This window comes from uncultured Dechloromonas sp., assembly GCF_945957265.1.
Lineage (GTDB): Bacteria > Pseudomonadota > Gammaproteobacteria > Burkholderiales > Rhodocyclaceae > Azonexus.
Genome location: NZ_CAMFKO010000039.1, coordinates 14,752 through 36,025, shown reverse-complemented (window position 1 = coordinate 36,025; position 21,274 = coordinate 14,752). Strand labels below are relative to the sequence as shown.

Annotated in this window: 19 protein-coding genes; 1 reads left to right on the top strand and 18 read right to left on the bottom strand. The window is 61.7% G+C overall.

The window, feature by feature from the left end; translation table 11 throughout:
* The 8 genes from Q0P59_RS16790 to motA all read right to left on the bottom strand — a co-directional run.
* A partial coding sequence (locus tag Q0P59_RS16790; protein WP_295008414.1) for a Tar ligand binding domain-containing protein occupies nucleotides 1-2,154 on the bottom strand: 2,154 nt, incomplete at its 3' end.
* Nucleotides 2,155-2,198: 44 nt separating this feature from the next.
* Nucleotides 2,199-4,940, bottom strand: a complete 2,742-nt coding sequence (locus Q0P59_RS16785) for a methyl-accepting chemotaxis protein (protein ID WP_295008412.1) — start codon at nucleotides 4,938-4,940, stop codon at nucleotides 2,199-2,201.
* A 58-nt stretch (nucleotides 4,941-4,998) separates the two neighbouring features.
* The gene (locus Q0P59_RS16780) at nucleotides 4,999-5,499 is read right to left on the bottom strand and encodes a chemotaxis protein CheW (RefSeq protein WP_295008410.1); all 501 of its coding nucleotides are present in this window, start codon (nucleotides 5,497-5,499) and stop codon (nucleotides 4,999-5,001) included.
* A gap of 22 nt (nucleotides 5,500-5,521) precedes the next feature.
* The gene (locus Q0P59_RS16775) at nucleotides 5,522-7,855 is read right to left on the bottom strand and encodes a chemotaxis protein CheW (protein ID WP_295008408.1); all 2,334 of its coding nucleotides are present in this window, start codon (nucleotides 7,853-7,855) and stop codon (nucleotides 5,522-5,524) included.
* A 98-nt stretch (nucleotides 7,856-7,953) separates the two neighbouring features.
* Nucleotides 7,954-8,319, bottom strand: a complete 366-nt coding sequence (locus Q0P59_RS16770) for a response regulator (protein WP_295008406.1) — start codon at nucleotides 8,317-8,319, stop codon at nucleotides 7,954-7,956.
* Between the two features lie 18 nt (nucleotides 8,320-8,337).
* Nucleotides 8,338-9,555 carry a methyl-accepting chemotaxis protein gene (locus Q0P59_RS16765; protein ID WP_295008404.1) on the bottom strand — a complete coding sequence of 406 codons (1,218 nt, stop codon included), beginning with the start codon at nucleotides 9,553-9,555 and terminating at the stop codon, nucleotides 8,338-8,340.
* A gap of 34 nt (nucleotides 9,556-9,589) precedes the next feature.
* On the bottom strand, nucleotides 9,590-10,537 hold the full coding sequence (gene motB / locus Q0P59_RS16760) for a flagellar motor protein MotB (protein ID WP_295008402.1): 948 nt from the start codon (nucleotides 10,535-10,537) through the stop codon (nucleotides 9,590-9,592).
* A gap of 26 nt (nucleotides 10,538-10,563) precedes the next feature.
* Entirely contained in the window at nucleotides 10,564-11,421 is an 858-nt protein-coding gene (motA, locus tag Q0P59_RS16755; RefSeq protein WP_295008400.1) for a flagellar motor stator protein MotA, read from the bottom strand.
* 182 nt (nucleotides 11,422-11,603) lie between these two features.
* Between motA and Q0P59_RS16750 the strand changes: the two genes are divergently transcribed.
* Entirely contained in the window at nucleotides 11,604-12,140 is a 537-nt protein-coding gene (locus tag Q0P59_RS16750; protein ID WP_366091007.1) for an NUDIX hydrolase, read from the top strand.
* 5 nt (nucleotides 12,141-12,145) lie between these two features.
* On the opposite strand, the gene Q0P59_RS16745 is transcribed toward Q0P59_RS16750, so the two are convergent.
* The 10 genes from Q0P59_RS16745 to Q0P59_RS16700 all read right to left on the bottom strand — a co-directional run bounded on the left by Q0P59_RS16745 (nucleotide 12,146) and on the right by Q0P59_RS16700 (nucleotide 21,221).
* On the bottom strand, nucleotides 12,146-12,784 hold the full coding sequence (locus tag Q0P59_RS16745; RefSeq protein ID WP_295008398.1) for a hypothetical protein: 639 nt from the start codon (nucleotides 12,782-12,784) through the stop codon (nucleotides 12,146-12,148).
* 99 nt (nucleotides 12,785-12,883) lie between these two features.
* Nucleotides 12,884-13,027, bottom strand: coding sequence for a DUF3149 domain-containing protein (locus Q0P59_RS16740; protein WP_295008396.1), 144 nt, complete (start codon nucleotides 13,025-13,027; stop codon nucleotides 12,884-12,886).
* A 25-nt stretch (nucleotides 13,028-13,052) separates the two neighbouring features.
* Nucleotides 13,053-13,574: a FixH family protein gene (locus Q0P59_RS16735; protein WP_295008394.1), complete on the bottom strand. Its 522-nt coding sequence runs from the start codon at nucleotides 13,572-13,574 to the stop codon at nucleotides 13,053-13,055.
* Between the two features lies 1 nt (nucleotide 13,575).
* Entirely contained in the window at nucleotides 13,576-14,982 is a 1,407-nt protein-coding gene (ccoG, locus tag Q0P59_RS16730; RefSeq protein ID WP_295008391.1) for a cytochrome c oxidase accessory protein CcoG, read from the bottom strand.
* Nucleotides 14,983-15,117: 135 nt separating this feature from the next.
* Nucleotides 15,118-16,017, bottom strand: coding sequence for a cytochrome-c oxidase, cbb3-type subunit III (gene ccoP, locus Q0P59_RS16725; protein ID WP_295008389.1), 900 nt, complete (start codon nucleotides 16,015-16,017; stop codon nucleotides 15,118-15,120).
* A gap of 15 nt (nucleotides 16,018-16,032) precedes the next feature.
* The gene (locus Q0P59_RS16720) at nucleotides 16,033-16,209 is read right to left on the bottom strand and encodes a cbb3-type cytochrome c oxidase subunit 3 (protein ID WP_295008387.1); all 177 of its coding nucleotides are present in this window, start codon (nucleotides 16,207-16,209) and stop codon (nucleotides 16,033-16,035) included.
* A gap of 5 nt (nucleotides 16,210-16,214) precedes the next feature.
* Complete coding sequence (gene ccoO / locus Q0P59_RS16715) at nucleotides 16,215-16,850, bottom strand: cytochrome-c oxidase, cbb3-type subunit II (RefSeq protein WP_366091003.1); 636 nt, start codon at nucleotides 16,848-16,850, stop codon at nucleotides 16,215-16,217.
* A 16-nt stretch (nucleotides 16,851-16,866) separates the two neighbouring features.
* Nucleotides 16,867-18,294, bottom strand: a complete 1,428-nt coding sequence (gene ccoN, locus Q0P59_RS16710; protein ID WP_295008385.1) for a cytochrome-c oxidase, cbb3-type subunit I — start codon at nucleotides 18,292-18,294, stop codon at nucleotides 16,867-16,869.
* A gap of 294 nt (nucleotides 18,295-18,588) precedes the next feature.
* A complete protein-coding gene (gene ccoS, locus Q0P59_RS16705) occupies nucleotides 18,589-18,780 on the bottom strand; it encodes a cbb3-type cytochrome oxidase assembly protein CcoS (protein WP_295008383.1) in 192 nt (63 codons plus the stop codon).
* Nucleotides 18,780-21,221: a heavy metal translocating P-type ATPase gene (locus tag Q0P59_RS16700; protein WP_295008381.1), complete on the bottom strand. Its 2,442-nt coding sequence runs from the start codon at nucleotides 21,219-21,221 to the stop codon at nucleotides 18,780-18,782. The genes ccoS and Q0P59_RS16700 overlap by 1 nt, the downstream gene beginning before the upstream one ends.
* Between the last annotated feature and the right edge of the window lie 53 nt (nucleotides 21,222-21,274).

The following is a 21,274-nucleotide window of genomic DNA, read 5'->3' as shown; positions in this document are numbered from 1 at the left end:
CACCTGCTGTGCCGTGCCGGCCAGCTCGTTGGCCTGGCGGGCATTGTCGGCGTTCAGCTTCACCGTGCTCGTCAGCTCCTCCATGCTCGAGGCCGTTTCTTCAAGGCTGCTCGCCTGTTCCTCGGTCCGGCTCGACAGATCCTGGTTGCCCGAGGCGATTTCCTTGGCCGCCGTGTTGATGGCATCGGTCGCATCCTTGATCTGGGTGACGATCTCCTGCAGGCGGAGCACCGTGGCATTCGTATCGTCCTTCAGTTGCCCGAACGTTCCCGCATAGTCCGCATTGATGGTCTGCGACAGGTCGCCGCCGGCCATCGAGGACAGCACCCGGGCGACATCCTCCAGGCCCTGCTGGCTGGTGTTCAACAAACGGTTGAGATCCTGGGCCAGGCTGCGGAAGAATCCTTCCTTGTCGTCCTCGATGACGCGCGTCGAGAAATCGCCGTTCGCCGCGGCGCCGACGATGGCCGCCACTTCCTTCTCGACGGCCACCTCGTTCGTGCGGTCGCGCCATTCGCCGACCGTGCCCAGGCGCTGCCCGCGGTCGTTGACGATCGGATTGGTAGTCACCAGATAGACCCGGTTGCCAATACCCATTTCGGAACGCCGGGTTTCGGCCAGGGTCTTGAGCCGGGCGAGCGCCTCGTCGCGACCGTCGCGGTAGAACACCCCCACGTCACTGCCGACCAGCTTGTCGGCGCTGAAGCCCGGGATATAGGCGCGCAGGACTTCCTCCATTTCGCCGACCGCCTTCAGGAGCGCCTTGTTGGCATAGATGATCCGCCCATCCGGGTCGGCGATACGCACCGGGCTGCTCACGCAGTCGAGGCCGATCTTGATACGCAGGTTCTCGTCCGAGACGCGCTTGGCCTCGGCGACATTGAAGCCCTGCTGAATCTGCATGGATTGCAGCCCCTGCAACACCTGCCCCATTTCGTCGTTGCGGGTGGTATCCACATTGCGGGTGTAGTCGCCATTGGCCAGCGACTGGAAGGTTGCGACGACCTCGCCGATCGGCCGGGTCACCGCCAGGATCAGGGCACGGGCAATCAGCATGCCGAGAACCAGGGCCGCCACGCCGGCGAATATCATCCAGAGACGTGTGGTGGAGAAAGCGTCATGGGATTTCTCGACCTGGCGCACGCCGGCGTCGTTCAGGTACTTGAGCAGGTTTTCCATGTCCTTCGAAGCCTCGGCATAGGCCGCATCGGCCTTCAAGCGCCGGATATCGTTGGCCTCGCCGAAACGCCCCTCTCCCAATGCCGTGCGCGCCGGCAGCAGGCCCTCGGCTACGAAGCGCTTCCGGCTCTGCTCGAAAGCGTCGGCCAGTTTGACGTGCTCGGGCGAATGCACGTGCTTGCGATAGTTGGCCCAGTGTTCGGAAACCGCCGCGATGTTCCGGTCGATATGCGCCAGGTGGGTATCGATGCCATGATCGTGCATCTTGGCAAAGGGATTGGCCGGATCGTGCTGCAACGCCGACAGCATCTGGGCCCTGTTGTCGGCCATCAGCTTGCCGATCGTGGCGACTTCCTGCAGCGGGATGATGCGCCGCGCATAAAGCCCCTCGACCTGCTCTTCCGTCGAGGCCATTCCCCACAGCCCGAGGATGGCGACCGCCGCCAAGGCCAGCAGCATGGCACCGAAGCCGGCCATCATCCTGGCCTTCAAACTCACGCCGGCCAGTAGCCCCGGGCCGCCCTTGACGACCGCGCCGTGTTGAATGCGCAGGTTTCCGGCACGCTTTTCCCGGAACAGGCGATACGCCTGATCGGCGGCCTGTACCTGCTCCGCCGACGGCTTGCGACGAACCGACATGTAGCCATCGACATTGCCGCTGGCATCCCGCGTTGGCGTCGCCGTGGCAAGCACCCAGTAGTAATCGCCGTTCTTGCAGCGGTTCTTGACCATCCCGGTCCACGGGCGCCCGGCCTTGAGATCGCGCCACAAGTCCTCAAAGGCCTCGCTCGGCATGTCGGGGTGGCGGACCAGATTGTGCGGTTCGCCAATCAGCTCGGCCTCCGCGAAACCGCTGATTTCAATGAAATCATGGTTGATGTAGGTCAGGCGTCCCTTCAGATCGGTCTTCGAGACGATCAAGGAGTCCGGCCGCAGCGCGACCTCTTTGTCGGTAACGGGTAAGTTGGTTCTCATTATTGGCTCCTCGATCGCTTTTTCTGTCGGTATCGATACGCTGGTCAGAATTCCGCCCACTCGTCGTCATCCGGAACGGATGGCGCAGTGGATTTGCTTGCTGCAGGCGTCAGGCGCACAGGTTCCCTGTGCGGCAATGCCGGGCGTGCCGCTGCCTTCGCTGCCCGAAGCGGCTGACGGGATGCTGGCAACTGCGGAACGCCGCCCCCTTGCCGCAGCACGAAGATGGAAACCGCCTGCGCCAGGCTGTGCGCCTGTTCCTCCAGGCTCTCGGCCGCGGCCGCAGCCTCTTCGACCAGCGCCGCGTTCTGCTGCGTCACTTCGTCCATCTGGCTGACGGCGCGACTGACCTGCTCGATGCCCGAGCTCTGTTCGCGGCTGGCATCGGAGATGTCGGCCATGATCTTCGCCACCCGCTTGATGCTGGTGACCACTTCATCCATGGTCCGCCCGGCCTGATCGACCAGCCGGTTGCCGGTTTCGACCTTCTCGACCGAGTCGGAGATCAGCCCCTTGATTTCCTTGGCCGCCGCCGCGCTGCGCTGCGCCAGGTTGCGCACTTCCGTCGCCACCACCGCGAAACCCCGTCCCTGTTCGCCGGCGCGGGCCGCTTCAACCGCCGCGTTGAGCGCCAGGATGTTGGTCTGGAAGGCGATGCCGTCGATCACCCCGATGATGTCGGCAATCTTGCTGCTCGACTGGTGGATGGCGCTCATGGTGTCGACCACCTGGCTGACCACTTCGCCCCCCTTGACCGCCACCTGCTGTGCCGTGCCGGCCAGCTCGTTGGCCTGGCGGGCATTGTCGGCGTTCTGCTTCACCGTCCCCGTCAGTTCCTCCATGCTCGACGCCGTTTCTTCCAGGCTGCTCGCCTGCTGCTCGGTCCGTCCGGAGAGATCCTGGTTGCCCGAGGCGATTTCCTTGGCCGCCGTGGTAATGGCGCCGGCCGCATCCTTGATCGAGGCGATGATCTGCTCAAGATTGTCCACGGTCGTGTTGGCATCGTCCTTCAGCGTACCGAGCATCCCCTGATAGTCCGCATCGATTTTCTGCGTCAGGTCGCCTTGCGCCAGACGCGCGAACATCGCGCCGACATCGCCCAGGGCTCGCGTATTGGCCTCCAGCAAGGCATTGATCCCATCGGAAATCTGCTTGAAGAAACCGCTCATGTTGGCGCTATCCAGGCGCCTGCTGAAATCCCCGCTGGCTGCCGCGCTGATGATGCTCGCCACCTCCTGCTCGACGAGCACCTCGGCGGTACGATCCAGCCACTCGACCACGGTGCCCAGGCGCTCGCCGCCGGCGTTCAGGATGGGCGTGGCAATCAGGCTGAAGTGCCGGCCGCCGATATTCATGGATGCGCGGTGCGTTCCCTTCAGTGCGGCCAGCAGGTTGCGCTGATGGCTGGGCTGCTTGTGATAGATGTCGAAATTCGACCCGAGAATGGCATCGGCCCGGAAATTCGGCAGCTGGGTGCGGATATCGCTCTCCGCCGCGCGCATCATCGCCAACACGGCCATGTTGCAATAAACGATCTGGCCGTCCGGATCCGCCACCATGACGCTGTTCGAACTGGCGTCAAGCGCGACCTTGATGCGCAAGGTGGCATTGGCCGCATCGCGCTCGGCGGTCAGCCGATTGCGCAGCTGGACCTGCATGTCCTCAAGGCGCTGGATCATGTGCCCGATTTCGTCGTTGCTGGACGCCACCAGCGGAACGTCGAGGCGACCTCCGGCAATTTGATCGAGCGCTTGCGACACGTCGAGGACCGAGCGGTTCACCCGCCGCAGGATCACGAAACCGACCCCGGCCGCCAGCGCGATCAATACGCCGGCAAGGGACAAGACCAGCAGGCGATGCTTGCGAACCCGCTCGCTGCGCTTTTCCAGAGCCTGGTCGAGATACTGGTCCGCGCTGTCGTAGAGCTTGAACAAGGCATTGATGCCCTGCGTGGTCTCGTCAAAATAGCGCGCCGGTTCGTAGCTCAGGACCTCGGCCCGCAGGATGTTGCGCTGGATATTGGCCATGAAGGTATCGACGCCGACTTTCGCTGCCTCAAAGGCGCCCGTCAGTTGCTCCCGTGCCGCCGGATCCTCGGCCAGCACCTTGTCGCCATCGGCAAACATCTGTTTCTGGCGGAGGGAGACCTCGGCAAAGCCGCCGATCAAGGCATCGCGCTGGACCTGGTTGATCGCCTTCTCCGACAGCACGACCGAGCCCATCGCGCGCGCCTGCCCCATGCGCTCGGTGACATGCGGCAATTGCAGGATGGTCAGGTCCATCGTGAAATAGGTGACTGCCTCCGGGTCGAGCACCAGCTCCGACTGTTCGGCCACCTTGTCCATGACGCCCATCAAGCGGGCGATGAGCTCGGTATGGCGCTTCGAGTTCTCCTGCGGCGCGAGCGTTGAAAACTCCCCCTTCAGGCTTTGCCAGCTCGACTTGAAGTCGTTCCAGCCGGTCAGCTGGCCGAGTTCCGAATCGTTGGCGGCGATCAGCGCATCGGCCTTCGTAATGGCGGCATCCGTTCCCGTCCTGGCGGAGTCGGCGCGTTCCTTGAACTCCTGCTTGCCGAGCAGCAGGGAGGTCGTCGCCCCCCGGTGTCGCTGCGCATCCTGCAGCACGAAGCGCAATTCCTTGTGGACCGCCACGCCGGTACGTTCCTTATCCACCAGGCGCACCTGCTCGTTGAAACCTCCGATCAAGGGCACCATGGGCACGGCGACGGCAATGGCCGTCAGCAAGCCCAAGCCTATGAATTTGTTAGCCAGTTTCTCGGATTTCATCGAAATATGTCCCGTTCCGGATGCGTTTCTAGGAATGTTGTCCGCGTCGTCGATCGCGTCATGCCGCGGCGCCGTCGATCAGCTCCATGTCGGCGCTGGTCATCAGGCGCTCGATGTCGGTCACGATCATCATCCGGCTATCCACGGTGGCCAGACCGATGATGTACTTGGTATCGAAGGTGGCCGAGAAATCGGGGGCCGGGCGAATCTGCGAACGGGTCAGCGAAATGACGTCGGAAACGCTATCGACCACGGCGCCGATCACCCTGCCTGCAACGTTCAGAATGATGACGACGGTAAAGGGGGTGTATTCGATCTTGCCCAGATTGAACTTGATGCGCAGGTCGACGATAGGAACGATCGTTCCCCGCAGGTTGATCACCCCCTTGATGAAGGCGGGCGCATTGGCAATCAGCGTGGGCGGTTCGTAGCCCCGTATCTCCTGGACCTTGAGGATATCGATCGCGTACTCCTCGCTGCCCAGCGTGAAGGTCAGATACTCGCTGGCTACCAGATCCTCTTCGCCTGCCGCGCTTCCGCTCTGCGTCATCGCTTCCATCTCATGCTCCTCAATTCAGCCGTCAGCCGGCTTTCTGCACACTGCTCTTGGCCATGCCGGCGATCGCCGACACATCCAGAATCAACGCCACATGGCCATCGCCCATGATGGTGGCCCCGGAAATCCCCTGCACCCGCCGATAATTCGCCTCCAGGCTCTTGATCACGACCTGGTGCTGCCCGACCAGCGCGTCGACATAAAGCGCCGCCTTGATGCCATCGGCGTCGATCACGACCATGATGCCCTGCGTGAAATCGCCGGCGCGCTGTTTGATGTTGAACACCTCGTGCAAGGCAACGACCGGCAGGTACTCGCCCCGGACCTGGATGACCCGGGCCTGGTTGGAGAGCGTCTTGATATCGCCGGCCTGCGGCTGGAACGACTCGATCACGTACGACAGCGGCAGGATATAGGTCTGGTCGCCGACGGCAATCGACATACCGTCCAGGATCGCCAACGTGAGCGGCAGGCGCACCGTCATCCGGGTGCCGACCCCGAGCATCGAATCGATCTCGACGCGCCCGCCCATGGACTGGATGTTGCGGCGCACCACGTCCATCCCGACGCCCCGCCCGGACACATCGGTCACCTGCTCGGCGGTCGAGAATCCCGCCTCGAAGATCAGGTTGAAGACTTCCTGGTCGGTCATCTGGTCGGAAACCTGCAGGCCGCGCTCGCGCGCCTTGGCCAGTATCTTGTTGCGCGGCAGGCCGCCACCGTCGTCGCCGACCTCGATCACGATGTTCCCGCCCTGATGGTAGGCCTTCAGGGTAATCGTCCCGACCGGATTCTTGCCGGCGGCAATGCGCTTCTCCGGCAGTTCGATCCCGTGGTCCAGGCTGTTGCGGATGAGGTGGGTCAGCGGGTCGGCGATGCGCTCGATCAGCCCCTTGTCCAGTTCGGTGGTCTCCCCAGATGTCTTCAGCTCGACCTGCTTGCCGAGCTTGCCGGACAGGTCGCGAACCACGCGCGGGAAGCGGGAGAAGACGAAGGAAATCGGCAGCATGCGGATGGACATGACCGATTCCTGCAAGTCGCGCGTGTTGCGCTCCAGCTGGGCCAAGCCATTGACCAGGCGCTCCGGCGCGTTTTCCTGCATCTGCCCAGCGGTCTGCAGCAGCATGGCCTGGGTGATCACCAGCTCGCCGACCAGGTTGATCAGCTGGTCGACCTTTTCGACGCTTACGCGGATGGAGGAATCCCCCCCCGCGGCGGCTGCCGGGGCGGCCTTGGCCGCGCGTGCCCTCGGCTCCGCTGCCGGCTTTTCCGGCGCCACGACAGCCACCGGCGCGGCCGGCTCGGCAATCCGCTCGACCGCCAGCTCCTCCGGCGAGGGCGCCGGGGGCGCCGCCTCGGGCAGGGGCTCGAAGAAGCCGAAGCCGTCGCCTTCCTCGGCCGCGACAGGCGGCTCGTCCGGGGCGGCGGGCAATGGCTCGAAAAAGCCGTAACCATCGCCGTCTTCCGCGCTCGTCGTTACATCGGCCGCCTCAGCGGCGACCGGGAGCGGCTCGAAAAAGCCATAGCCGTCGTCCTCTGCCTTCGCGGCGGGCGGGCTCGGCTCCGAGGGCGTTTCGAGCGGTGCGAAAAATCCGTAGGCGGCGTCCGCCTCCGGCGCTCCCGGCGAATCGTCGAAAAAGCCGAATGCGCCATCCCCCGCGTCGCCGGCTGGCTGGTTTTCAAGCACGCGCCAGGCGCCGTTGTCCGCGACAAAATCGATCTGGTCGGCAAACGCTTCCTGGCCGCACTCACCGCGCAGGCGCAGCTGCCAGTAACCCACGTTGTGTACGCCGTCATCCGGCTGGCTCAGAATCTCCAGTTCGCCGAGCGAACGCAGCTCGGCCAGCAGGTTCTTGACGCCCTCGCCCCTGGCCGAAACCTCCGTCGGCACGAACTGGATGTCGAACACCCGGGCACCCGGCTTGGCGGCTGGCGCAGCAGAAAGCGGGGTGCTGGCTGCGGCCGACGGCGCGGCAAGCGGCTTGTCCGTGGACAGCTGGCGCAGGCGGGCGCAGATGGCCTCGACCGCGGCGGCATCGACCTCGCCTCGCCCCTGGTGCGCCTCCAGCATGTCGCGCAGGATGTCGCCGCTCTGCAGAAAGGCATCGACCATCTCGGCACGCAGGCCGAGCTCCTGCTTGCGGATGCGATCCAGCAGGTTCTCAAGAATATGCGTCGTTTCCGCGAGATCGGTAAACCCGAACGTCCCCGCGCTCCCCTTGATGGAGTGCGCGGCGCGGAATATGGCATTGAGTTGCTCCGGATCCGGATTTTCGATATCCAGATCGAGCAGCAACCCCTCCATTGCCGCCAGGTGTTCCGCCGACTCATCGAAGAACACCTGATAGAACTGACTCATGTCGATAGCCATGCTACCCCCCGAGCACAACCGCCAACCCCTGGCAGCCGATATTGGTATGCAACCGACCTGCCGCCGACAGGTGGATCGGCCGTTGGTTAACCGATGACTTTGCGCACGACTTCAATCAGTTTCTGGGGGTCGAATGGCTTGACCAGCCATCCCGTCGCACCGGCAGCCCGCCCCTGCGCCTTCATGGCATCGGAGGATTCGGTCGTCAGCATCAGGATCGGCGTCTTGGCGTACTGCGGCATGCTGCGCAGGCTCTTGATCAGGGTCAGCCCGTCCATGCGCGGCATGTTCTGATCCGTCAGAACCAGATTGATGCTCTTGGTCTTGGCCTTCTCCAGGCCATCCATCCCGTCTACGGCCTCGACCACGTCGTAACCGGCGCTTTTCAAGGTAAATGAAACCATCTGGCGAATGGAGGCGGAATCATCAACTGCTAGAACGGTTTTTGCCATCGTTACCTCTCGATATATTCAGAACAACTCGACTTCGCCACTGGCAAAGCCTGTTTGATTAACCGGATTATTATCCACCTTTTGAGAAATCACACCCATTTTTTGCGAAATCTGGTCAACGTGAAGGCAGATTTCCGAAAGTGCGGCCAAAGCAGCCCCCGGATTCGCCGTATCGTTCATGACACCGGCCATACGTTGCTCGTCGGCCAGGATTTCATCGAGCACATCCAGGCGACTCCCGGCATGACCCAGCAGTTGAGTCACCATATCCTGAAACTGCAGCGACATGATGGCCTGATTGATCGATTGCTCGACCTGATCCGCGATGGTCTTCAACTCGGCGACGCTCTCGCCGGTACGTCGATTCATCTCGTTAATGCCGACCATGGCGACTTCGACATCGCTCTTCGAGGTCAGCGCGAAGGTCATATCCTGCGCCGCCATCTGGTTGATGGCCCTTTCGGTAGCCTCGATGGTCGTCTGCATGTTGCCCAGCGAACCGCGAATTTGCTGGCTGAAATGATTGGTCCGCCCGGACAGGTCCCTGACCTCGTCGGCGACGACGGCAAATCCCCGGCCCGCCTCGCCGGCACGGGCTGCCTCGATCGCGGCATTGAGCGCCAACAGGTTGGTCTGCTTGGCAATGCCCTCGATTTCGCCCAGCATGCCCCGGACCTCGCTCATCTGCTGGATGATGCGATCGGTCATTTCGACCAGCGACATGGCCAGCCTGGAATTCTCAACGACACTATCAACGAACTGACGCAACGTATCCGACGTCTTGGCCGCAAAGTTCTGGAACTCGCTGACCGCCCCCTCTTCGCTACCGCCGCTGATGACCTGCATGCCCAACGACTGCTGGCGCTGGAGCTGGGCATTCATGCCCTGAAAGCTGGCCACCAGCTTTTCGATCGCCTCGCCAAAAATGACCTGCGTCCGCCGGATTTCATTGCGCATTTCGGCGACCTGCCGGGAAGCCTCCGCCGACACGTGCAGGATGGCTTCTCCGCTTCGTTCGACGATTTCCCGGCGAGCACTTGCCATATCGCTCACCGCCTGGCCCGCCACCGGCGCCTTTCCCGAACATCGACAGAGCAGCATCCAGCCGAGCAGCAACAGGATAAAGGCACCAACGATCGCCGGAGAGCGGGCCGCCGGCTCCCACGCCAGCAAGCCGCCGATCACCGCCAGCGAGGCCGCGACAGCCATCCACATCGCTTTGCCACTTGAGGCCATTCCCTCTCCCTGTGATTCAGCAAGCGTCGGCGAATCAGCCGGCAGTACCCTTGCCGACACCCGGCAGTGTCAGCCCCTCGGGCAACGATTCTTCCCCGCCCACCTCGGACTCCGGCCCCTCCTCCTGGAGAATGGCCTGCTCCGTCTTCTTGTTGAGCACGACGATGCTGATGCGACGGTTGATCGAACTCAGCGGATCGTTTTTGTCGAAAAGAACCGTCGACGCCAGGCCGACCACCCGCAATACCTTGCTGTCATCCATGCCGCCGAGCACCAGTTCGCGTCGCGACGCGTTGGCGCGGTTGGACGACAACTCCCAATTGGAAAACCCCTTTTCACCCCCGGCAAACTGGGCCGCGTCGGTATGCCCGGCCAGGCTGACCCGGTTTTGCACGCCATTCAAGGCCTTGCCGATCTGGCGAAGGATGTCCCTTGTATACGGCTTGAGGTCGGCACTACTTGAGTCGAACATCGGCCTGTTTTGCTCATCGACGATCTGGATACGCAAGCCTTCCGAGGTGATGTCGAGCAGCATCTGCTTCTTGAACTGCGCCAGCTGCGGGCTTTTCTCGATCATCTTCTCGATGTCGGCCTTCAAGGTTTCGAGGCGCTCCTGCTCCTTGCGACGAAACTCGGCTTGCGCCTCCTTGGAGAACGAGGTGGACTTCTTGGCCTCGACATCACCCCGCTTGACCTGGCCGGCCTGGCGCGTAAGGTCCTTGCCGCCACCCTGCAGCACGCTGGTGGCGTCGCCCGAACCGCTGCCGCCCTGCTGGGAAACCTTCAGCGGGTTCTGGAAGAACTCGGCGATACCCTGCAGATCGCCCTTCGCGGTCGAGCCGAGCAACCACATCAACAGGAAGAAAGCCATCATCGCCGTCACGAAGTCGGCATAGGCGATCTTCCAGGCGCCCCCGTGCCCGCCTCCGGCGACGACCTTCTTGCGCTTGATGACTATGGGGCGTGTGGAATCGTCGCTCATCGAATCGGTTCAGTTGTCAGGCAAGCTTACTTGCCTTTGCGGGCCTTCAACTCTTCCTCCAGCTCGCGGAAGCTGGGGCGCGAATGGGAGTCGAGCGTCTTGCGCCCGAACTCGATCGCCACCTGGGGGGCATAGCCGGACATCGAGGCCAGCAGCACCATCTTGATGCACTTGTAGATGGTTCCTTCCTCCGCCGCCTTCTGCTCGAGCAGCTTGGCGACCGGCTCGACAAAGCCGTAGGAGATCAGAATACCGAGGAAGGTGCCGACCAGGGCTCCACCGATCATCTTGCCGAGGACGGCAGGAGGCGAACCGACCGAGCCCATCACGTTCACCACGCCCATCACCGCGACGACGATACCGAATGCGGGAACGGCGCCCGCCACGGCCGACACCACATGACCCGGCTCGGCGGCCTCGTGGTGGTGCGTCTCCAGCTCGACGTCCATCAGGCTCTCGATTTCGACCGTATTCAGGTTGCCGCCGACCATCATCCGCAGATAGTCGGTGACGAACTCCATGATGTGGTGGTCATGAACCAGATTGGGATACTTGGAAAAGATCGGGCTGGCTTCGGGATTCTCGATGTCGCCTTCGATGGACATCAGCCCCTCTTTCCGAACCTTCGCGAGCACCTCGAAAAGCATCGCCAGGGCATCGATATAAAAAGCCTTGTTGAACTTCGAGCCCTTCAGGATTCCGGGAACCGCCGCGACCGTGGCCTTGATGATCGAAATGTTGTTGGCCGCGACAAAATAACCAATCGTCAAGCCGACGATGGCGATGTACTCCGTCGGAACCCAAAGGGCGAGCAGGCTCCCGTGGATCGCATACGTCCCCAGAGCCGAAGCCAAAATAATGACATACCCGACGATCAAAAACATTCAAGCCCCCCCGTGCGCCGGCAAGCAAACCGGCGCGAATCCGTCCCAGCATTGGTTCCCGCTATTGTAGCCACATGAATTGCCGGAGTGCAAAGAAAGAAATGCCCGTCACAAGGGCAACTCCGGGCACCGGGAGGGCAAGGTGATAAACTCGATTACCTGTGCAATGCTCTGGAGTTGTAGTGATTCAATTTTGCGTTCGATGCGGCTCCGGCGTCTCGCTCGTCATACCTGCCGGCGACAACCTTCCCCGGCACGTCTGCGGAACATGCGGCCACATCCACTACGAAAATCCGCGCCTCGTCGTCTGCTGCGTGGCCGAATGGCAAGGCAGCATCCTGATGTGCCGGCGCGCCATCGAACCGCGCCACGGCTACTGGACGCTGCCCGGTGGCTTCATGGAAAACGGCGAAACCACGGCCCAGGCCGCCTGCCGCGAAACCCGCGAGGAAGCGGGAGCGGACGTCGCGGTGGATGCGCCGTTCGCCATGGTCAATATTCCCCACATCAACCAGGTCCACCTTTTCTATCGCGGAAAACTGCGTACTCCCGAGTTTCTGGCGGGAGAGGAGAGTCTTGAAGTGCGCCTGATTCCGCCCGCCGAAATTCCTTGGCACGATCTCGCATTCCGCAGCGTCACGCTGTGCCTCGAACGCTATCTCGCCGACCGCGAAAACCAGCGCTACGACTTTCACGAAGCGGTTCTGGCGCCGCTGTAACTCGCCTACCGCTCCCGGCGATACTCGACCAGAAAAGGCACTCTGAAGCCACCTGTAGCAGCCATCCCGGGCAATTTCACCCTTGCCACGGCGGCATTCAGACCGGCCAGGGCCATTTCGTCGAGTTCGGCATGGCCGCTTGAGCGTTCGAGCGACACTACCGGCGTATGCGATCCGGCCCAGTACGAGATGACGAGGCGGACGTCGCCCTCCAAACCCGGCACATCCGAAGCTTGCGACATGGATCCGGCCCGGCGCAACTCGCGGGCGATGTGGAGCCGGTACTCGCTTTCAAGTCCGGGCGGCAAACCGGCCATGCCCTCGGCGGCTGCAAGCGACGGCGGTGACTGCAATTCAGGCTGCCGAACGGCCTGCACCGGCGTGCTGGAAGATCGTCGTCCGCCGCTTGAGGCAGCCGACGCGCGCCTCCCCGAATGCCGCTCGGCAACGACGGGGACAGTCGACGAATCAGGCCGACCGCCCGCCCCAACCTCTTCCAGCGCCCTGAAGCGGGCGAAATCGACGGTCAGCGGCACCGGCCCCGTCGCGCCGCAAGTCGAACAGGCAGACAACGGCCGAAACTCGAAAAGGCCCGCAATCGCGAGCACATGAGCAAGAATCGATATGACAAGGGCACGGCGCATGCCACCTATATTACCCCCTGAAAAAACAAACCCCTGCCCGAACTAACGGAACAGGGGCCTTGTATTTCTCCCGCCCGAGGCAGGAGATTGCCAGCCGGATTACTTGCTGCCGAGCTTGCGAGACTCTTCGTCGATCTTGTTCGAATACATCTTGCCCATCACGGCGCCGATAACCAGAACGCCGACGATGACGACGAGGCTCATCAAACCGATATCGCTACCAAACAAAAGTTCCCATGCCATAAAGTCACCTCCCGTAACAAAAAAACTACTTCCCCGCTTGCGCCGTGAGACGCAGTGGCTCCACCGAGTCGGCCTGCCACTCCCCATGAAGCCGCCACTGCCCGGCGGGATCTTCAATGGAAACAAGCCAACGTCCCACGACCTCTCCGGCGATCTTTCCGCCGTAGAAGCCTTGACCTTCCGATGTCATGACAACGACCTGATCCTGACCGGCCCGCGTTGGATGCGCCAGCTTGAGTTCGATGACCGACGGAACCGCGACATCGTCATTGCCCCTGACAAACAAACGGATAGCGCCACCCGCCCGCATGATGTCCGCTTGCAAACCCAGGCTGGCCGCGCGGTGATCCCGCTCCAGGGTCTGGTTCACGGCAAGACCTTGCTTGTAATAGTCGTCGGTCACCAGGCCATCGTTGCTGACCACGGCCAGCCACACCGTAATCACTCCGGCGACGATGACCATCCCGGGGCCGATCATCAATAGCCAGGGCCAGCGTTGCTTGTACCAGGGCTGGTTGTCGCTGCGTAAGGTCATCGCATTGCTCATGTCAGGGCATCAGGAAAGTGGCTTTTTCATGAACCGCGATTCCGTCATGGTTCATGGCCTTGATATCAAAATAGATCGTATTGGCGCCCGTCTTGCCGGATTCGGCAGGCACGCGCACCACGACCGTCACTTCATGGTTCTCGGCGCTGGCAACTTCAACGATGCGCTCGCCGACGATCTCCATGCCTTCGATCCCTTCGACAGAAAGCGCATAGCGCTTCGGCTCTTCCGTCGTATTCATGATCTTGAGGTTGTAGACGTTCTCGATACGCCCATCATCGGCCTCGCGCGCCAGTATGGAGCGGTCGCGGATGACATCGACCTTGAGCGGGACGCGGGTGGCCAGCGACCAGATCGACGCCGCGGTAATCGCCACCAGAATGGCCGTGTACAAAAGGATGCGCGGACGCATGATGTGCCCGACGACCTCCTTTGGCGAAAAATGCCTTTCCAGCGCATTCTCGGTCGTATAGCGAATCAGGCCGCGCGGTTTGCCGACCTTGTCCATGACCGGGTCGCAGGCGTCGATGCAGGCGCCGCAGCCAATGCACTCGTACTGGATTCCCTTGCGGATATCGATTCCCGTGGGGCATACCGCCACGCAGAGACCGCAATCCACGCAGTCGCCCAAGGCCTTCGCATCGGCACTCTTCTTGCGCGCGCCTCGCGGCTCGCCCCGCTCCGGATCGTAGGTAATGACCAGCGTATCGGGATCGAACATCACGCCCTGGAAACGAGCGTACGGACACATGTACTTGCACACCTGCTCGCGCAGGAAGCCGGCCTGCATGTAGCAGAAGCCGCCATAGAAAAACGTCCAGAACAGTTCCCAGCCCGAGAAATTGAACGGCAGGGCGGCCAGCAATTCGTCGACGGGCGTGAAGTACGCGACCAGCGTGAATCCCGTCCAGATCGAGATCAGCAGCCACACCGCATGCTTGACCGCCTTGAGGGCGAACTTGCGCGAGGTCAGCGGCCCCTTGTCGAGTTTCATTCTTGCCGAACGATCGCCCTCGATCCGGTTTTCCACCCACATGAATATTTCCGTATAGACCGTCTGCGGACAGGCGTATCCGCAGAACAATCGGCCGGCAATCGCGGTAAACAGGAACAGGGCGTAAGCCGAAACGATCAGCAGCAGGGCAAGGTAGAAAACGTCCTGCGGCCACAGGACCAGGCCGAAGAGGTAGAACTTGCGCTCGACCAGATGAAAGAGGACCGCCTGGCGGCCGTTCCATTCAATCCAGGGGGCTCCGTAGAAAAGAATCTGCGTGAACCAGACGAGAACCCAGCGCCAGGTATTCCACCAGCCTTTTACATCCCGGATATATATCTTCTTGTGTTTCTCGTAGAAAGAAACCGGCGCGGGAGCTGGTACCGCCTGTGTTGTATTTTCTTTTGAATCCATCGGGGCTATATCCGTATCGAAATTACGCTGGGCGTTAACAGTTCGGGGTTACGACGAACGCAATTTTGATACAGATCAGTCATCGCTGATATGGAAATAAACGGGGCGGCATCGCGCCGCCCCGTTCGAAGGCTATTACTTGGCGCCCTGGCTCAGGCTGAGCACGTAGGCGGACAACAGGTGAACCTTGGCCTCGCCGAGGAACTCCTTCCAGGCCGGCATCTGGTTCTGACGCCCCTTGGTGATCGTCTCGGTGATGGTGGCTTCCGAAGAGCCGTACAGCCAGACCTTGTCGGTCAGGTTAGGCGCGCCGATTGCATGCATGCCCTTGGCTTCCGGACCGTGGCAGCCCACGCAGCCGGCGGAGGTAAAGGTTTCCTTGCCCTTGGCGGCACGGGTTGCATCGTTCGGCAGACCGGACAGGGAGCGCACGAAGTTGGCCACGTCCTTGATCGTGTCAGCGCCCAGTTGCGCATGCGGCGGCATCACGCCCATGCGACCATTGGAGATGGTTTCCTTGATCTGCTCCGGCTCGCCGCCATACAGCCAGTCGGCGTCGGTCAGATTCGGGAAGCCCTTGGCGCCGCGCGCATCGGCACCGTGACACTGCATGCAGTAGGTCAGGTACAGACGCTTGCCCATTTCCATGGCCGTCTTGTCGGCAGCAACAGCCTTCAGGTCCATGGCCATGTACTTGTCGAACAGCGGCTTGACCGTGGCATCCATCTTGTCGACTTCAGCCTTGTGCTGACCGACAGCGGTCCAGCCCAGCATGCCCTTGAAGTTGCCCAGGCCCGGGTAGAGCGCCAGATAGACGAAGGCGAAGATGACCGTGATGATGAACATCCAGCTCCACCACTTCGGCATCGGGTTGTTGTATTCCTCGAGAGTTTCATCCCAGACATGACCCATGGTCTTGCCCGGCGTGAAAGTCGCCTTGCCCTGGACTACCAGCAGAATCACGCAGAAGAGAATACTCCCCACGACGATTGCCACGACGTACAGGTTCCAAAAATCGCTAACGAAATCGCTCATTTGCTTTCCTTTTTTTCAGCGCAGGTGCGTCGTTTTCGACGACGCACCGTGATCATCATCTCCGGAGAACGGCAGGTTCGCAGCCTCGTCAAACCCCTTTTGGCTGCTACGGCCATAGGCCCAAGCCACAATCGCCAGGAAGCAGAGCAGACCGACGACGGTGACGATGGATCGGAGATCGTTGATGTCCATGGCTATTACTTGACGTTCTTCAGCGCCAGACCCAGGCCCTGCAGGTAGGCAATCAGAACATCCATTTCGGTCTTGTCGCCGATGGCAGCCTTGGCACCCTTGATTTCCTCATCGGAATAGGTCGGGATACCACGCGCCTTGGCATAGCCACGCATGATTTCCATCTTCTTCTCGATGTCGGCGCCAACCGAATCCTTGGCCTTGGTGGCAGCCAGGAAGGCGAAAGCGGGCATGTTGGACTCAGGCACCACGTCACGCGGGTTCATCAGGTGAGCACGCTGCCATTCGTCGGAATAGCGGGCACCAACGCGAGCCAGGTCGGGACCGGTACGCTTGGAACCCCACTGGAACGGATGGTCATAGACGTATTCGCCGGCGACGGAGTAATGGCCATAACGCTCGGTTTCGGCACGGAACGGACGAATCATCTGCGAGTGGCACAGGAAGCAACCTTCGCGGACGTAGATGTCACGGCCGGCCAGGCGAACGGCGTCGTACGGCTTGACACCCTCGACCGGCGTCGTGGTCGACTTCTGGAAGAACAGCGGAACGATTTCGAGCAGGCCGCCCCAAATCACGGTGAGCAGCGTCAGCACAACCAGCAGGGCTACGCTCTTTTCAATTTGCTCATGCTTAAGCATTGTTATCTCTCCCTAATCAGGCGTGATGACCAGCCGGAGCAACCACCGGCATATCCTGGGTCTTGCCGCCAGCCATGGTCTTGAACATGTTGTAAGCCATGATCAGCATGCCGGACAGGAACAGGACGCCACCCAGCCAACGGATCGCCCAGAACGGGTAGGAGCCCTTGACGGATTCGACGAAGCTGTAAGCCAGCGTACCGTCGGCATTGACAGCGCGCCACATCAGGCCCTGCATCACACCGGCAATCCACATCGAAGCGATGTACAGAACGGTACCGATGGTGGCAACCCAGAAGTGGGCGGTAACCAGCTTGGTGCTGTACATCTCGGACTTGCCGAACAGACGCGGCAGCAGGTAGTAGATGGAGCCGATGGAAACCATGGCCACCCAGCCCAGGGCGCCGGAGTGCACGTGGCCGACGGTCCAGTCGGTGTAGTGCGACAGCGCGTTGACGGTCTTGATCGACATCATCGGGCCTTCGAAGGTGGACATGCCGTAGAAGGACAGCGAGGTGATCAGGAACTTCAGGACGGGGTCGTCGCGCAGCTTATGCCAGGCACCGGACAGGGTCATGATGCCGTTGATCATGCCACCCCAGGACGGAGCCAGCAGGATCAGCGAGAAGACCATGCCGACGGACTGGGTCCAGTCCGGCAGGGCGGTGTAGTGCAGGTGGTGCGGGCCGGCCCACATGTAGGTGAAGATCAGCGCCCAGAAGTGCACGACCGACAGGCGATAGGAATAGACCGGACGGCCAGCCTGCTTCGGCACGAAGTAGTACATCATGCCCAGGAAGCCTGCGGTCAGGAAGAAGCCGACGGCGTTGTGGCCGTACCACCACTGGATCATCGCGTCCTGCACGCCCGAGTACATGGAGTAGGACTTGGTCAGGTTGACCGGCATGGCCATGCTGTTGACGATGTGCAGCAGCGCGACGGCGATGATGAAGGCGCCGAAGAACCAGTTGGCCACGTAAATATGGGAAACCTTGCGGACGGCGATGGTACCGAAGAAGACCAGCGCGTAGGACACCCAGACAGCGGTAATCAGCAGGTCAATCGGCCATTCCAGTTCGGCATATTCCTTGCCGCTGGTGATGCCGAGCGGCAGGGTGACTGCAGCCAGGACGATAATCAGCTGCCAACCCCAGAAGGTGAACGGAATCAGCGGGCCACCCCACAGGCGGGCATGGCTGGTGCGCTGAACGCACCAGTAAGACGTTGCAAACAAAGCGCAACCACCGAACGCGAAAATAACCGCGTTGGTGTGCAACGGACGCAGGCGACCGAAGTGCAGCCAGGGCCCGAAGTTAAGTTCCGGCCAGACTAGCTGAGCCGCGATGATGACACCGACAAGCATACCGACGATGCCCCAGATGACGGTCATGACGGCGAACTGCCGTACGACCTTATCGTTATATGTGGTTTGCGTTCCAGACATGAACCCACCTCTCGTTAATAAAAAACGGGATGCCCACCTCCCTGAGACCAAGGGGGCACATAGAAACGGATGGTATTCTAGTTGAGTGGAGGCGTTTTGACCTAGATCAACCTACCGATTATCTAAGTCAAATTAGTCCTAATTGCCTAGGCAGGCCTTGCAATCGGCGGCAAATTGTGGACAAAAAAAGGGTGCGTCGTAACGCACCCCAACCCCAACAGAGAATTGCTGCGGAGCACCGGCTCCGCAATGCGCCCATTATGGCTTTTGGCGCAAACTGCACGTTGACACAGGTCAAACTTTCTCCGTTTTCTCCGCTTTCGTGTTTTCAACGGGGGGTTGCGGCGGATTATCGTCCATCAGGACCCTGAAACCCGGCCCTTCGAGATCGTCGAACTGGCCGCTACGCACCGACCACCAGAAAGCCAGCGCGATCCCGAACACGAGAAGCACCGACACGGGAATCAACAGATAGACGCTCTCCATCAGTCGTCAGCCTCCTGGCGCTGAATGCGCAACGAATTGAGAACGACCAGCAGGGAGCTGGCCGACATGCCGATACCCGCCAGCCACGGCGTTACATATCCGGCGATGGCCAAGGGCAGGGCCACGAAATTGTACGCGAACGACCACCAGAGATTCTGGCGAATAATCGCAAGGCTGCGCTGCGCGCGTCGCACACCATGGCGCAGATGATCGAGGTTCTCCGAAAGCAGGACGAAATCGGACTGCGTGCGCGCCAACTGAGCGCCACCGCCCATTGCCACCGAAACCTGCGCCTGCGCAAGCACCGGCGCGTCATTCACGCCATCGCCAACCATTGCCACCACGGCCCCCTGTGCCTGCAAGGCCTTGACGCAGTCATGCTTGCCCTGCGGCGTCACGCCGGCGCGCACGTCGTCGATACCCAACGCGGCCGCGATACGGAGCGCCACGCTTTGCGCATCCCCGGTCAACAGCACGATATGCTTGCCAAGCCCGCGCAACTCGGCGACCAGGCGCACCGATTCCGGGCGCAATTCGTCGCCGATGCGAAACAAGGCGAGACATCCGGCATCGCCCGCCAGAACGACGACGGTATCGCCGCTCTGCAACCAGTCGCCAGCCGCGTCAGGCAAACGCGCACCGGAAAGCGCCAAAGCGTAATCCGGCCGCCCGATCCGGTAGCGCCGGCCATCCACCTCGGCCTCCATGCCCTGTCCCGGCTCGCTGCGGGCATTCAACGTAGCCCGCAGCACACCCCCGGAAGCACGCTTCAGCGCGGCAGCCAGCGGATGCTCGGAGGCATGTTCGAGTGCCGCCGCCAAGGCCAGGCACTCCTCCCGACCAAGCTCCGCCGTCGGCAGGACGTCAATCAGATGCATCCTGCCGGTCGTCAGCGTCCCCGTTTTGTCGAACACGAAATGCGTGGCCCGGGCCAGCGTTTCGATGGCATGCCCGCGCGTCACCAGCAAGCCGTCCTTGGCCAGCGCGCCCGCAGCAACCGTCAGCGCGATCGGCGTCGCCAGCGACAAGGCGCAGGGACAGGTCACGACCAGCACCGAAACGGTGATCCACAATGCGCGCGACGGGTCGATCACATACCAGGCGATCGCGACCAGGATGGCCACAGCCAGCAACGCGGCAACGAAATAACTGGCCACGCGATCCGCCATCTCGACGATCTTCGGCTTTTCCGCCGCCGCGCGCTCCATCAGCTGGATGATGGCGGACAGGCGCGTTCCCTCGCCCACCTGCTCGACGCGGACCACCAGGGGGCTTTCGGCATTGATCGAACCGCCGGTCACCGGATCGCCGGGCATTTTCGTTACCGGCTTGCTCTCGCCGGTCAGCAGCGATTCGTTGGCGCAGCTCTGCCCCTCGATCACCCGGCCATCGGCCGGCACGATATCGCCGGCCCGCACCAGCACATGGTCGCCGGCCCGCAGATCGGCAACCACGCACTGCTCGACCGAACGATCCGCCGGAAAGCCCCGCATCTTCTGGGCAAAGGCCGGCAACAGCTTGGCCAGCGCCTCGGTCACGCTGATCGCTTTCTGGCGCGCCGTCATCTCGAGGAAGCGCCCCCCGAGCAGGAAGAAAACAAACATGGTGACCGAGTCGAAATACACCTCGCCGGCTTGGGCAAAGGTCGCCCAGCAACTCGCCAGAAAAGCCGCTCCGACACCGAGCGCCACCGGCACATCCATGCCGACCCGGCGCAGCCTGAGATCCCGCCAGGCGTTCCTGAAGAAAGGCGCGGACGAATAAAAGATGACGGGCAGCGTCAGCAGCAAACTGGCCCAACGCATCAGGCTCTCGATATCCGGCGCCATATCGCCGTCGGCAATGTATACCGGATAGGCATACATCATCACCTGCATCATCCCGAAACCGGCGACCCACAGGCGCCACAGGGCATCGCGGCGCTCCTTGCGGGAGATTTCCTCGTTCTTCGCGGCATCGTAGGGATAGGCTCGGTAACCGATGGCCGCAATCGCCGCCAGGATATCGGACAGCTTGATGCGCGCATCGTCCCAGCGCACCCGCGCCCGCCGGGTCGCGTAATTGATGTCGACCGCGGTTACCCCCTGCAGCCTGCCGACATGTTGCTCGTTCAACCAGATGCAGGCGGCACAGGTAATGCCCTCGAGCAGCAGCGACGCCTCGCGCTCGCTCTCGCCAAGTTCCTTGACGAAGCTTTTCTGGAACTCGGCATGGTCGTACAGGGCCAGTTGATCCAGGACGGCCGGCATCGCCTCGCGCGGCGACTCGGGAAGCGCGTCGCGGCTCCGGTAGTAATCCTCCAGGCCGTTGTCGACGATCGACTGCGCCACCGCCTGACAACCATAGCAACAGACCGCTCGCGTTTCTCCCGTTATCTTGACCGACAGCTCGATGTCATCGGGAATGGGAAGACCGCAGTGGTGGCACGAACTCGGGGGCATAAAAACCAAAAAGGCACCGAAGTGCCTTTTGAATCAAGGGCGGAGCCGAAGTA